General features: G+C 60.3%; 8 protein-coding genes. 6 read left to right on the top strand and 2 right to left on the bottom strand.

All coding sequences use genetic code 11. From position 1 onward, the window contains the following. Positions 1 to 619: 619 nt before the first annotated feature. Complete coding sequence (locus ACP2YO_RS05205) at positions 620 to 1792, top strand: efflux RND transporter periplasmic adaptor subunit (protein ID WP_426439683.1); 1173 nt, start codon at positions 620 to 622, stop codon at positions 1790 to 1792. Then, positions 1789 to 4905, top strand: a complete 3117-nt coding sequence (locus tag ACP2YO_RS05200; protein WP_426439681.1) for a multidrug efflux RND transporter permease subunit — start codon at positions 1789 to 1791, stop codon at positions 4903 to 4905. The genes ACP2YO_RS05205 and ACP2YO_RS05200 overlap by 4 nt, the downstream gene beginning before the upstream one ends. Positions 4906 to 5833: 928 nt before the next feature. On the opposite strand, the gene ACP2YO_RS05195 is transcribed toward ACP2YO_RS05200, so the two are convergent. Beyond that, positions 5834 to 6886, bottom strand: coding sequence for a hypothetical protein (locus tag ACP2YO_RS05195; RefSeq protein WP_426439679.1), 1053 nt, complete (start codon positions 6884 to 6886; stop codon positions 5834 to 5836). Positions 6887 to 7114: 228 nt separating this feature from the next. Between ACP2YO_RS05195 and bamA the strand changes: the two genes are divergently transcribed. The 3 genes from bamA to ACP2YO_RS05180 all read left to right on the top strand — a co-directional run bounded on the left by bamA (position 7115) and on the right by ACP2YO_RS05180 (position 11506). Next, complete coding sequence (gene bamA, locus ACP2YO_RS05190) at positions 7115 to 9472, top strand: outer membrane protein assembly factor BamA (RefSeq protein WP_426439677.1); 2358 nt, start codon at positions 7115 to 7117, stop codon at positions 9470 to 9472. Positions 9473 to 9676: 204 nt separating this feature from the next. After that, complete coding sequence (locus tag ACP2YO_RS05185; RefSeq protein WP_426439675.1) at positions 9677 to 10216, top strand: hypothetical protein; 540 nt, start codon at positions 9677 to 9679, stop codon at positions 10214 to 10216. A 510-nt stretch (positions 10217 to 10726) separates the two neighbouring features. After that, positions 10727 to 11506 (top strand): DUF3050 domain-containing protein, encoded by a 780-nt coding sequence (locus tag ACP2YO_RS05180; protein ID WP_426439673.1) that lies wholly within the window; start codon positions 10727 to 10729, stop codon positions 11504 to 11506. A 362-nt stretch (positions 11507 to 11868) separates the two neighbouring features. Here the strand turns inward: ACP2YO_RS05180 and ACP2YO_RS05175 are convergent, their stop codons facing one another. Further along, the gene (locus ACP2YO_RS05175) at positions 11869 to 12054 is read right to left on the bottom strand and encodes a hypothetical protein (protein WP_426439671.1); all 186 of its coding nucleotides are present in this window, start codon (positions 12052 to 12054) and stop codon (positions 11869 to 11871) included. 932 nt (positions 12055 to 12986) lie between these two features. On the opposite strand from ACP2YO_RS05175, the gene ACP2YO_RS05170 reads away from it, so the two are divergent. Then, positions 12987 to 14672, top strand: coding sequence for an Ig-like domain-containing protein (locus tag ACP2YO_RS05170; RefSeq protein ID WP_426439669.1), 1686 nt, complete (start codon positions 12987 to 12989; stop codon positions 14670 to 14672). Positions 14673 to 14724 lie beyond the last annotated feature (52 nt).

Here is a 14724-nt window from a genome sequence, read left to right as displayed (position 1 = left end):
CATGGGGGCCGTCACCCCGCCGCTGGGTATGACTTCGCCGCTCGGAATCGGTGGAGCGGCGCCGGTCGGCGTGACCGGCGTTCCACTTGGGGCCACCGAGCTTGCGACGCCGGGCGTTAGTCCGATGACGGCAAATTCGTCTGGCTTAAGCGCGATGACGGCGCCCTCTGCGTGTTCCAGCACCATGGGAGCAATGCAGACGGCAACCTCCGGCATGGGCAATTCGACAGGCGGAACCGCCGGTTCGCTCCCGGGAGAATCTTCGTCGACGGGGGCTATTTCCGGAACCTCGGCGCCGACCCCGCTGTTCGACGGCACTGGGATCGCCGGAACCGCGTCGGGTACGTGCACGAGCGCTGCGACCGCATCGTCCAGTCCAACCTCGTCGGCTTCGTCTCCAACCCTCGGCTCGCGGAGCACCGTTGGCCGCGTCGGAATTTCGATGGGATCGACCGAGCTCGGAACGGGCGGCATTAGTCCATCGCCGGATCCTACGCAGAACCAGTCGACCGTCGCGCCGACCGGTCCCGTGCCATGTCCGACTACGGGAGCGTCGACCATGGCAGGATCATCGATGTCCTCCAGTGGCTGCTGACACCACGTTCACAGGACCCACATCATGCATTTGCGAACGCCCGTTGCTGCCATCGTTGGCATCGTGATCGCAGGCGGCGGCGCGTTTGCCGTTACGCACAAAGCCTCACCGCGACCGCAGCAAGCGCCGCCACCTTCGATGCCGGTCGTCGCCGGAACCGTCAGCACCCAGGACGTGCCGATCTACCTGCGCGGTATCGGCACCGTCATCGCCTACAACACCGATATCGTGCGCAGCCAGATCCAGGGCCAGCTGACGCAGATCGCTTTCACCGAAGGCCACGTGGTTCAAGCTGGCGATCTGCTGGCCCAGATCGATCCGCGTCCCTTTCAGTCGCAGCTGGACCAAGTGACCGCCACGCGCGATCGCGATCAGGCACAGCTGACAAACGCGCTTGCCAACCTCGGTCGCTACGTGCAACTGGCGAGCAAAGGAGATGCGACGGCGCAGCTCCTCGACACCCAGAAGGCACAGGTGGCGCAACTGCAAAACGCCGTCAAATCCGATAACGCACTGATCGAACAGGCCCAGGTCCAGCTTGGATATACCCGATTGACGTCGCCGATCTCGGGCATCACCGGCGTGCGGCAGGTCGACGTCGGTAACATCATTCACCCGAGCGACCCCAATGGTCTGGTTGTCGTGACCCAGATCGAACCGATCTCGCTGATCTTCACGCTCCCCGAAACTGATCTGCCGCAAATCCAGCAACAGATGGCGGCCAGCCAAACTCCGCTGAAGGTTCTTGCCTACAGCCAGGACGACAAGGTCCAGCTTGATATCGGCAAGGTCGATCTGATCAATAACGAGATTCTGCAGACAACCGGCGCGGTCCAGCTCAAGGCCGAATTTCTAAACACCGCGCATCGGCTGTGGCCGGGGGAACTGGTCAATGCGCGGCTGCTGCTCGATACGCGGCAGAATGGATTGACGGTTCCGGCCGGAGCTGTTCAGCAGGGCCAGCAGGGTTTTTATGCCTACGTGATCAAGCCCGACAGCACCGTTGAAGCGCGAACGATTACGGTTGGGCAAACCAGCAACGGTCAGGCGCTGATCGATAGCGGGCTTGCCGCGAACGAACAGGTTGTCGTCGACGGGCAATACAAGCTGCAACCCGGCAGCCATGTCACCATCCTGCACGGCAAGGCAGCAGCCGAGGCCGCCGCGCAGAGTGCCCAGCAGATTGCCATCCCATGAGCATTTCCGCGCCATTCATCATGCGGCCGATCGCGACCTCAATGCTGATGGTCGGCTTGTTGCTGCTCGGCCTTGCAGCCTACCCGCTGCTGCCGGTCGCGGCGCTGCCGAACGTGAATTATCCGACCCTCTCGGTAACAGCCCAACTGCCGGGCGCCGATCCCCAGACCATTGCGTCTTCGGTCGCAACGCCGCTCGAGGAGCAGTTCGGCCAAATTCCTGGCCTCATCCAGATGACCTCCTCGAGCGCGCTTGGGACCACTGCGATCACGTTGCAACTCGACCTCAATCGCGACATCGAGGGAGCTGCGACGGATGCGTTGGCCGCGATCAATGCCGCCAGCGGGCAGTTGCCGCCTGCCATGATCTTTCCGCCAACCATCCGCAAGGTCAATCCAGCAGACACACCAGTCCTTCTCCTCGCCCTGACGTCCAATACGCTGCCGATGACCACGGTCGATGCCTACGCCGAGAACATCCTGCTGCAGAAAATCTCACAGATTTCCGGGGTGGGTCTCGTCGGCATCGGCGGCCAGCAAAAGCCAGCGATACGGATACAGGTCAATCCGCAGGCGCTCGCCGCGCGCGGGATCGGCCTTGAAGACGTGCGCAACGTTGTTAGCCAGGCCAATGTCGATATGCCAAAGGGCACCCTCAACAGCCCGCGCAAGACCTATACGATCAATACCAACGATCAGCTGCCAACTCCGGATGCCTATAACTCCTTGATCGTCGCCTATCGCAATGGCTCGGCGGTGCGGGTGAGCGACATCGGCAAGGCAATCAGCGCGCCCGAGAACGATCTGCTCGCCGGGTGGTACAACCGCCAGCCGGCTGTCATACTCGCCATCCAGCGCCAGCCGGGCGCCAACGTCATCGCGACCGTCGATCGCGTGAAGGCAATGTTGCCCCAACTGCAGGCGTCGATTCCCTCCGACATCAAGGTTTCGATCCAGTCGGATCGTACCCAGACCATCCGCGCCTCGATCCGCGACGTGCAATTCACGCTGGTGTTGACGGTCGCGCTGGTGGTCATGGTGATCTTTGTGTTCCTGCGCAATTTCTGGGCCACGATCATTCCAGCCGTGACCGTACCCCTCTCGCTGATCGGTACTTTCGCTGTGCTCTACGAACTCGGTTATAGCCTCGACAATTTGTCGCTGATGGCGTTGACGATCGCTGTCGGTTTCGTGGTGGACGACGCGGTCGTGGTCATCGAGAATATCGTCCGCCATCTCGAGGATGGCCTCTCGCCGATGCAGGCGGCCCTCACCGGCGCAGGCGAGATCGGCTTCACCATTGTGTCGATCACGCTGTCATTGATCGCCGTGTTCATCCCGCTGTTCCTGATGGGCGGCTATGTCGGACTGCTGTTCCGGGAATTCGCGATCACCGTCAGCGTATCGCTGGTGCTGTCGCTCGTGATTTCACTGACGCTCACGCCGATGATGTGTTCGCGCCTGCTCAAACCCGAGAGCCGTGAGCACGGCTTCCTCTATCGGATACTCGAACGCGGATTCGATGGGCTGCTCGCGCTTTACGAGCGCGGACTGAAGATCGTGATGCGTCACCAATTCATCACGCTGATGACCCTGCTGGCCACGATTGCCCTGACGGGATACCTTTACGTCATCATTCCGAAGGGGTTCTTCCCGCAACAGGACACCGGATTCATCTTCGGCATTACCGAGGCCTCCCAGGATATTTCCTTCCAGGCGATGTCCGAGCGTCAGCAGGCGGTGGTCGATACGGTGCTACAGGATCCTGCGATCGCCTCGGTCGGCTCGTATATCGGGCCTGGCGGCCCGACGGCTACACTGAACAACGGCCGGATATTCATCACGCTGAAGCCGAAAGGCGAGCGTGCCGCCAGTGCGGACGACGTCATCAATCGGCTGCGGTCAAAGCTCGCCCGGATTCAGGGGATTACGCTTTATATGCAGGCGGCGCAGGACATCACCATTGGCGGGCGGCTTTCGAGAACGCAGTATCAATATACGCTTGTCGACGCAGACCCCGGCGAACTCAACTACTGGTCGTCGATCTTCCTCGACAAGCTGAAGAGCATTTCCGGCATTTCCGACGTCGCCAGCGACCAGCAGAACGCGGGCCCTCTGCTCGATATCACCATCAATCGCGACATTGCTTCGAGCCACGGAATCCTGCCCGCGACCATCGACAATACGCTCTCCGACGCGTTCGGTCAGCGCATCGTCTCGACCATACTCACCCAGCAGAACCAGTATCACGTGGTGCTTGAAGTCTCCCCGGAGTTCCAGTTCGGGCCCGGCGCCTTGAGCGATATCTACGTTACCTCGTCGAGCGGGCAGCAGGTGCCCCTGAACACCCTGGTCAAGGCCGTCGAGAAAGTCGCGCCAATCGTGATCAACCACCAGGGCCAATTCCCCTCGACCACGATTTCTTTCAATCTGCTGCCCGGAGCGTCGATCGGCAATGCGGTGGCTGCTATCCAGCAGGCAGAGCGGCAACTGAACAAGCCGCTCTCCCTGAGCACCAGCTTCCAGGGCAACGCACAGGCATTCCAGTCATCGCTGTCGAGTACGCCGATGCTGATCGCCGCGGCGCTCATCGTCATCTACATCATCCTGAGCGTGCTGTACGAGAGCATCGTTCACCCCATCACGATCCTTTCGACGCTGCCGTCCGCCGGCATTGGCGCGCTACTGATCCTGATGGCATTTCGCTTCGATCTGAGCGTGATCGCTTTGGTCGGAATCATCCTGCTTATCGGCATCGTCAAGAAAAATGCGATCATGCTGATCGATTTCGCGCTCGAGGCCGAACGCCATCAGCACTTGTCGCCGGAAGACGCCATCTACAAGGCCTGCGTGCTGCGCTTTCGCCCGATCCTCATGACCACGATGGCAGCACTGCTGGGCGCCGTGCCCCTGATGATCGGGACCGGTGTCGGCGCGGAGCTTCGTCAGCCGCTCGGATACACCATCGTGGGTGGTCTGCTCGTGTCGCAGCTGCTGACCCTGTACACGACACCGGTGGTCTATCTCTACCTCGATCGTCTTCGAATCTGGGTTTCGACGCTCGGGAAAGGGCATGCTGCTCACGGCGATACCACCACGCTTCCTGCGGAGTGAATAGTCCGCTGCCGAGGACGTCAACGGGCGAAGAGGAAGGTATTGATGATGAAGGCAACGTCAAACAGCGGGTAGAAAACCGCACTGACCGGTGCGGCGCCCGATCTCGCTTTTGACGATGGTCATAGCCGTTGCATTGATGGGGTTTCTGGCGCTCGACCGCATCAACGTGCTCTGAGCTGCGGCTTCTTCAACGGGTCGCCAAATACTGTGGCTCATGTCTGCTCCCGCGACAAAAGCGGTTGCTACGGTGAGTTCGGCTTCTGACCCCAAAGCCGACCCCGAAGCTCGTGATTTTACCCTCGCAGTCATGGTAGGACGGTCTTGTTCGCGCTCACCTCGGCACTTACCGCGCTCCAAATCCGCTGTTAGCATTGCCTCAAATAAATTTAGGGGCCGACATGAGGCGGCGGGAGTTCATTGGACTGATCGGCACGGCTGCGTTGAATTTTCCGCGACCGGGATATGCCCAGACGAACACCGGCTTGCCGCTAGTCGGGGTTTTGTTTCCGCTTAGGCAAGATGCAGAATGTCAACCGGCGTTGGACTGGGCCTTAGCGTAGGCGATACATTTATCGAGCAACCAGGCGTTCAGCTCGTCCAACGTCTTGAATCGGATTGTCACAGCATCTCTCTGACGCCAATCCGGTCTCCAGTTTCAGCAGAAGCGACTGCGCCGTTTCGGAGTTGCCGCAGGTGAAACGGGGAAGACATTTACCAGTTGCGGTCTGGCTAGAGCGGCGACTGCCGGGTCAGGCAGGACAAAATGAAGAGCGCAACCACTGTTCAGAAGCCATACGGCGGCAGGGGCAAGAGATTCTGAGGGCGAAACGCCCGTAAGACGGTGAGCGAGAGGACGGCTTCGTGAGGTACGAGCTATCGAGGATCACCGTGCGTAAGGAGACGTTGAGTGATCGCGTCTTAGCGATCATTGCTGCTTCTCCCAGAACTGCAACAAGCCTTGCGAGGCCGAGCCGCCGATCACGCAGGGGATCCCAACCGCAATCTGCCCCAGCGCCGCCGCCGAAACGCAGCCCAACGCCACCGCGCCCACGCCAAGCTGCCCCCAGAAGTCCAGGTTACGCCGGCTGTCCGAGCCCTTGATCTTGAGCTCGTCGACAGCAGCCAAGGCATCCTTGCGCAACGCCCCTATTTCCACGGTATCGGCGGCCTCGACCACCTCGGCGAGGGGGCCCCTGATCGGTGCCGGTTGCGTAGTTAGTTCGCTGCGCAGATAGTCGCGCAAGCTGGCGTCACGGATCGCGTAGCTTGCCAGCGTATAGCGCGCCAGGCTTCCGACCGTCAGCTTGTCAACGGTGTCGCGGCTCTTGCTCCAGGGCAGCATCTGGATGATGCGCTGAACCGGTACGTGAGACCCGGTCGCGAAATAATATCCCCACAAGGTGTCCAGGAGGTCCTGATTGCCGGCAAACGTCAGCGTGGTGTTCGATTTCCTCTCGTCCTTGGAGAAGGGATTTCGCGCGAAGGTGCCCCGCAGCTTGTCGAGCATGCCGGGCTTTGGCTCTTCCAGCGGGATAGCGGTCAAAATCGGCAGTTTACCGGAGAGGTAGCTGTCGATCATCACCCTGCGCTCGGGTATCCGCGGCTCAAGCCGGCGCAATATGTTTCGCCAGTCCGGCAGTCCCGAATAGGCAATAGCGCGGACGATGACCCACTCATCTTCTGGCGGGATGGGAAAGAAACTTGCGATGAGCTGTTCGGCCTTTGCCGGATCGGAGCCGATCGCGCCCGCGATGAACCCGAGATAAATGCCGGAGTTCTCCGGCTCCTTGAAGCTTTGCGAATGGAAGAGCACGCGCACGGCCGCTGGAATGTGGGCGTAGTCGGGTTTGGCGCGGTAGTTGTAGATCCATTGCTGGACCACAGCGAGCGAAGCGCGAGGATCGATGTCTGTCGTCTTCTCCGCAAGCGCCGGCTCAATCAGCATGAGCGAGGCGGCGATGAGAGCTGCAAAACGCATGTGATGCTCCTGGCGAGCGTTGGCGCATGCGACCCGCGCAGCGCGAGCGTCTCGGTCCCCAAGCATGGGGTGACCATTACGACAATTCTGAGAGCGCCTACATTAAGGTGAGCCGTCGAAATTGTGGCGTTCAGCGCGAATCCGGCCAGCAACTGACCTCGCGCAAGACATCGTTTTGCCCTGCGCGAGCAATTCGATCGCGGCCAGTCGGCGGGAGGCCGGTGGGACGTGAAGATCAAACGCATCACGCAACGTTGGCGATCGCTTCAGCGGCGTGTGGCGGGCTGGTCGGTTGCCTCCGCGATCGGAGTGATCGTCGCGACGGCGGCTGCGGCCGGAACCGCGTTGTCGCTACAAGGCTCAATCACCGTTGAGGGCAATCGCCGCGTCGAAGCCGATACCGTTCGCTCCTATTTTCATGCCGCGCCCGACGGGCGGTTCGACGAGGCCGCGCGCGACGCAGCGTTGAAGGCGCTGGTCGCAACAGGCCTTTTCGAGAGAGTCCTGATTGAGCGCGCCGGCGCACGGCTGGTCGTGCACGTGACCGAAGCTCCCGTGCTCGATCGAGTCGCGTTCGAAGGCAATAAAAAAGTAAACGATGCTGATCTTGCCACAGCGATAGAATCCAAGCCGCGCGGCAGCCTGCAGCGCGCCACAGTCCAGGCGGATAGCGCCCACATCCTGGAGGCCTACCGGCACGTTGGACGTAACGATGTCCGTGTGACGCCGGAGATCATCGACCGCGGCAACGGCCGGGTCGACCTCATCTATGGGATCACCGAGGGCGTCAAGACGCCGGTGCGTCAGATCAAGTTCACGGGCAACCACGCTTTCGGCGAACGGCAGCTCAATGCCGTGATCAAGACGTCCGCCACAAACATGCTGAGCTTCCTGACCGGCGCGGACGTCTATGATCCCGATCGCATAGCCCAGGACCAGGAGCAACTGCGGCTTTTCTATCGCAGCAGGGGCTATGCCGACGCCAGTGTGCCATCGGCCAGAGCCGTATACGATCTCACGGCCAAAGGATTTGCAGTGACCTTCGCCATCGAGGAAGGACCACGCTATCATTTCGGCGACGTCACTGTCGTCTGCAACGTCCCGGGACTTGATCCGGAAAGACTTCGCGGGCTGCCGCTGGCACACAATGGCGCGGTATTCGACGGCAACGCGCTCGACAAGAGCAGCGAAGTTATCGCAATCGAGTTGGCGAAACTGGGCTACCCCTTTGCCCAAGCCACGCCGCGCGTCACCCGCGATGCTGCTGCGCAACGGGTCGATGTCGCATTCGTGATCGATCAGGGACCGCGCACCTATGTCGAGCGCATCGAAATACACGGCAACGCCCGCACCCGTGATTACGTGATCCGGCGCGAATTCGATGTCGCAGAAGGCGATCCTTATAACAAGACGCTGATCGATCGTGCCGAGCGGCGATTAAAGGGCTTGAACTATTTCAAGACAGTCAAGATCTCGAACCGGCCGGGCTCCGCGCCGGATCGCGTCGTCCTCGATGTTGAAGCCGTCGACGAGTCGACCGGCGATTTCAACATTGCCGGCGGTTACTCGACTACTGACGGCGCCCTTGTCCAGGTGAAGGCGGGCGATCGTAATGTCTATGGCACCGGAAACAATGTCCAGGCCTCGGTGAGCTACGGGCAGTATGCGCGCGGGATCGACCTGACGGCTTCAGAGCCCTATTTCCTTGGTACCAGAGTTTCAGCTGGGATCGAACTCTTCGGCCGGCAGACCGACGTGACCAGCTATCAGTCCTACAATAGCACGAGTTACGGCGGCACGTTGCAGGTCGGTACGCCGATCACCGAGCAGCTTGGCGTGCAGTGGCGCTATTCGCTCTACAATCAGGACATTTCGCTTGGCGCGACCTCCTCAGGCTCGCCACCCTCATTGGCCATCCAACAGGCCGCGGCGAACGGTCCGGCGTGGGTTTCGTCGATCGGAAGCACGGCAACGTACAGCACGCTCGACGACGCCAAGAATCCGACCAGTGGAGTCAAGTCGCAGCTCAGCCAGGATCTTGCCGGCCTCGGCGGCGACGTCAAATTCCTGCGGACCACCGAGGACGTGCGCTACTACCAGTCGCTCGGCAGCGATCTCGTCGGCATGGTCCGCGCGCAAGGCGGTTACATCACCGGTTGGGGTGGCCAGCAGGTGCCGCTGATGAACAGTTTCTTCGGCGGCCCGACCATGGTCCGCGGATTTGCCACCAATGGTTTCGGCCCGCGCGACCTCACGCCCGGCACCACGATGGACAATGTCGGCGGCAGCATGTATTGGGCGACGACGGCGGAGCTGCAAAGCGCAATACCCGGCGTGCCAAACGAATACGGCCTCAGGGCGTCGGCCTTCGTCGATGCCGGGAGTGTCTTTGGCTACAGCGGCGCGAACGCGGTCGGCGGGACGGCGCTCCAGGTCGCCAACAAGAATGTCGTCCGCTCGTCCGTCGGCGTCGGGCTGACCTGGGCCTCGCCATTCGGCTCGCTTACAGCGAGCTACGCCGTACCGATCACAAAGGCCGCCTATGACGTGGTCCAGCCATTTGGCTTTACTGCTGGAGGATTTTGACGGGAACTGAAGGCGGCCTCGCGCCTTGGCAACAGCGGATATTACTGCCCGCGCAGTGCCCGGTTTCGCGAACTCTCGAGGCATCCTTTAACGACAAACGTCGCGGGCCGCGATTATGCGCGGCGCAGGCCTCTGCGCGCGCCGAGGCCGGCCGGCGAATCGCGCCGTGATCGATTCTTAGTCTTTCAATCGGACCATTCCAGGTTGCGATCAACGTCGATCTACGACGGTCTATTAACCGCAGACTTGAACGGCTTCCCGACGCCAGCCTTGCTTGGTGTGCACGCGTCGATGAACTACACGGCAACTGCCGTTGTCACTGTACGTATCGTTGTAGGCATATGGGTAATAGCCATACCCATACGGATAATCATAAGCATCGTCATATGGGAAGAAGCCGAATCCACGACCGCGGAAGCCACGACCGCGGAAGCCACGATCATGGAATCCATCGCCATGGAAACCGCCAGCTATCCCGGTATGGAAGCCGCCGCTTCGGCCACCGTGGAAACCGCCAGCAAGGCCGCCGCCGTGGAAACCTCCGCCGCCGAAACCGCCACCGCCAAAGCCACCGCCGTGGCCGCCGCCAAAGCCGCCACCTCCGTGGCCGCCACCACCCCCTCCTCCTCCTCCTCCGCCAAAGCCGCCACCTCCGTGGCCGCCACCACCACCACCTCCTCCTCCGCCGCCACGTGCCAACGCCACTGTCGGCGCAGCCAGGCCAACGGACGCGACTGCCAATAACGCGATAATTGTCTTGCGCAACATAACCATTCTCCTTCAGCAAGATCGCTCTCAACGCGATGCTCTTCGCAGGTAGCGTTGGTCCTGAAGAAGCGCTACGAACCTTGACGAGCTCGTTACTGCCGTTGACGAGTCCGTGGCTCAACTCTGCGCGAGCCGTGCCTGGATAAATTCAAAGTCAGGAAATAAATTCAGAGTCAGGAAGGAGTGTGCGCGCGGATCATGCACGGCGCATTCGCACGACTCCACTGTTACAGACGCAACCTTATTTTGGACTCCCCTAACGAAAAGCTGCTGCGCGCAGCATACGGCTCTCCTCTGCATCCCGCCGTTCCATCTCGTGTCGCCCGCAACGGGAAAGGCGGCGCGCACATCACCCATAGTCAAACCGCATCACGCACGACTGATAGCGGCTTGTATCTGGCGCTACACAAAAGAGATGAGGGCTCCTAAGCCGGGCTCACCCTTCAACCCAGAGCCAAGGTCAAACATGCCAAATAGAGGTCAAACATGTCGAAGCAGGTTCGTGACCACCTAGCCACCCTTCGCGCGGGACTACTGAACCATCCCATCTACGCGGAGGTTGCTTCCGTCGACGATCTGAGGCGATTCATGGAAGATCATGTCTTCGCGGTCTGGGATTTCATGTCGCTGCTGAAGCGGCTGCAGCAAGACCTGACGTGCACAAAAGTGCCGTGGTTCCCGGCGGAGAATGCGCGGGCCGCGCGCCTGATCAATGATATTGTGATTGGTGAGGAGACCGATGTCGATCCGGACGGCTCCTATGTCAGCCACCTGGATCTCTACCTCCGCGCCATGGCGGATGTCGGCGCAAGCACCCGCCAGTTCGAAACGTTTCGCTCGCTGGCGCGAGTCGGTACGTCGGTCGAACGGAGTATGGTACGGACGGGAACACCGCCTCATGTCCGAGCTTTTGTCGCGCATACGATGACGTTAGCCCAGTCGGGGTCGACGGAAGAGGTCTTAGCGGCATTTTTCTATGGTCGCGAGGACATCATCCCCGAGATGTTCAGCAGGCTTCAGAAGACGCTCCCTGGCATCAAGCACGACAAAGATCGCTTGCGCAATTTCGTCTACTACATCGAGCGGCACATCGAGCTCGATGGCGACAGTCATGGCCCAATGGGGAGAGAACTTCTCGACGGCCTGGTCGCGGATTCGCCGCAGAGGGACGAACGCGCGCTACGGGCCGCGTGCAACAGCATCCAAGCCAGGATCGAGCTTTGGAATGGCACATTAAGCACTCTTCGAGCCACACGCGCTGCGTGAGAACCGTGTCCTAAGTGCGAGCCGCCGGACAGCCGATAGTCGGAGTTCGGCGGCTCAATCGATCCGAATGCCGCCGAGCATGCGAGGGCCGCCGCCGATGCTGCTGATCTGGCGATCCGACAATCTCAAGGCAACGCCGAGCCAACCAAATCGCAGGACTTCAGGAACAACACCCAGGACCTTATCGGAATGGCCAACGCAGCAAAAGCGCGATGGTGGCCGTTACTGATTACCAACTCGGTCGTGCCCAATGGCTGCCGCTGAGTGTCGACCTTAGACACGGAATTAGCTGAGCGTGTCACCGTAGCATGCGAGATGCGCTCTTAGCGTGTCCGGCAGGGTCGCGCGACTTTGATAAGGCATCAGCGCAGATGACCTAAGCCTACTCCGAGCTGCGATGCCTTTACGCGCAGCGCGCCGATAGTACGCTTCATCGCCTTCGAAACGTTCTCGATGGGTGTACGTGCCTTCGAATGCTTCTTGAGGTCTCTCAAATCCGCCGCAGTCCACTCACGACGAGGTGTCTTCTTGGTTTTGGCAGCTTTCAAAGTCTCAACTCCTTAGTGTTTAGACAGCAGTCGCTGTTAGCAACGGCTCGCCAAGTTCGCAACTAACAATCTGGAAATAGTGCAACGCTGCCTGTTAGCTAGAATACGAACAAGCTCGCGTCCCAATGGCACTCCAGCGTCACGATCAGCCGCGCTCAGCAGCAGCTTGCAGCCGGCGGGCGCGCCCGACAGCCAGGCGCGACCAGGTTACCTTGGGCCGAAGTTTCGCGCAGCTGCACTTTACGTTCAACGGTGCGCCGCCGACGGAGATGGGCCGACGGGATTTGCGGCACGCGGGGGGCTTCGGGTTCGGCGTGGGCTGTGTTCCTGCGGTCGTCGTGCGCTAATGGGGCTGCCGGTCTAGGCAGCGGGGCAGGCCGTTGTGCCTTGCAGTGCGTCGATCGTCGATGGCCAGGCCGTTAGTCCGCAATCGTCTTCAATTGTCCCTGCTGGTCGGTGACTGCGCTTTCCAGGGCCACGAGGGGTCGGCTGATAAGCTTTGGGGCGAAACCTTATCAGTTTGCCTAGGCACTCTCAGTCATAAGGGCGCAGCTGCCGATTGATGTAGTTCGGGTTGAACGGGACTGTCTGACCAGACTTCGACGATGTCCGCTATTCCCCCAGCAGCAGAAGCAGGACCTGCGAGTCCATGAGTCTCAAATGGGCCAACAGCGGTCATGATGCCATTTGCCGAATGCCGACGCCCAAGAGCGCGTTCAGCGCTAGGCCGCACGTGGTGCGCATACGAAAGGGGAATCACTTTGATTTGATCGTAATGGCCTTCGTTTGACTTTGGGTTGTGGCGAGCTAAAATACACCCGGAAGGCAGCGACGCGCCGAGAGTCGTGAATAGGGCCGCGCTCCGCTGCTTGGCAAACTCGCCGCTAGTCCCGGCTCAAAGTGTCGGGCTGGCCATTAGAGGGGCCCCACACATGCCGACTTATTCATACACCACCATCAATGATCCCTTCGGCACCAACAACACCACTGGCGGCAGCATCACCGACGCGGGCCAGATCCTTGGTTCTTACTACAGCAACGGGTCTTATGGCTTCCTCTACAGCGGCGGTAGCTACACCACCATCGCTGATCCCTTCGGCACCAACGGCACCTTTGCCTCCGCCATCAACGACGCGGGCCAGATCGCCGGGTTTTACCACGACGGCAACGGCTTCTTCCATGGTTTCCTCTACAGCGGCGGCAGCTACACCACCATCGATGATCCCTTCGCCACCAACGGCACCTTTGCTAACAGCATCAACGCCTCTGGCCAGATCGCCGGGTATTACCAGGACGCCAACGGCCTTGAACATGGCTTCCTCTACAGGGGCGGCAGCTACACCACCATCGATGATCCCTTCGCCACCAACGGCACCGTCGCTCAAAGCATCAACGCCTCGGGCCAGATCACCGGGTATTACCAGGAGAACCCCGGCTACGGCACCGGCTCCCATGGCTTCCTCTACAGTGGCGGCAGTTACACAACCATTGATGATCCCTTCGCCGCCAACGAGACCACTGCTCAAAGCATCAACGCCTCGGGCCAGATCACCGGGTCTTACCTTGACGCCAACGGCCTGGAACACGGCTTCCTCTACAGCGGCGGTAGCTACACCACCATCGATGATCCCCTCGGCACCAACACCGTTGCCCTCAGCATCAACGCCTCGGGCCTGATCACCGGGTATTACCGGGACGGCACCTTTGGCCCAGAACACGGCTTCCTCTACAGCCACGGCAGCTACACCACCATCGATGCTCCCTTCGCCACCAACACCGTTGCCAGCGACATCAACGCCTCGGGCCAGATCACAGGTTATTACTTCGACAGCAGCGGCGCCGCCCACGGCTTTCTCGCGACCCCCAACTTACCCCCGGTCGCGAAAGACGACATTGCCGGCGTATCCAAGCACCATGATGTTTCAGGCAATGTTCTGGCAAACGATTCCGATCCAAACCATGAAGTATTGACTGTGACGGGGGTGACGGGGGCGACAATCAATGGTGCGGGTCAATTTGTTGAGAAAGGCACTTATGGCACGCTGCTTGTGAGCGGCGACGGAACCTTTACCTACGAAGCAAACAAGAAGATCGATTTTCCTGATCACGCGCTCGCTCAGGATACGTTCTCCTACACAGCAACGAACACCGACCACTTGAACTCTCAGGCCACATTGACCGTGACTGTGGTCAAGCCAGGTGAGACTTACATTAGTGGAACGCCGGCTATCGACGCCGGTCATCTCAGCGTCGTGACAGGTGGGAATGGCAAGCAAGTCATCGACGGGAGCCTTGGGTTCGAGCAGATTAGCGGCGGGAATGGTAAAGATGTTATCGTCGGCGGACCAGGGGATGTTCTCACGGGCGGGCGGGGCCGTGACACATTCGTATTCAGCGACAACTTTGGTGCAAACACGATCACCGATTTCGGGAAGGGCCACGACACGATCGAGCTGGATAAAAGCCAGTTTCACAATTTTGCAGCGGTCATCGCCAACGCCGCGTCTGACGGGCACGAAGGCACTCTCATCAGTGATCCAAGCCATTCCGGAAACACGGTCGATTTACTCGGCGTAAATATCGCGAGCTTGCACGCGAGCCATTTTTTCTTCGTCTGACGATTTAGCGGACGTCCGGGTTGGGTCATAAGCGCCGTTTGGAATGTCGGCC

The sequence above is a fragment of the Bradyrhizobium genosp. P genome, assembly GCF_049949265.1.
In the GTDB taxonomy this organism is placed as follows: Bacteria; Pseudomonadota; Alphaproteobacteria; order Rhizobiales; family Xanthobacteraceae; genus Bradyrhizobium.
This window is presented reverse-complemented; position numbering and strand designations above follow the sequence as displayed.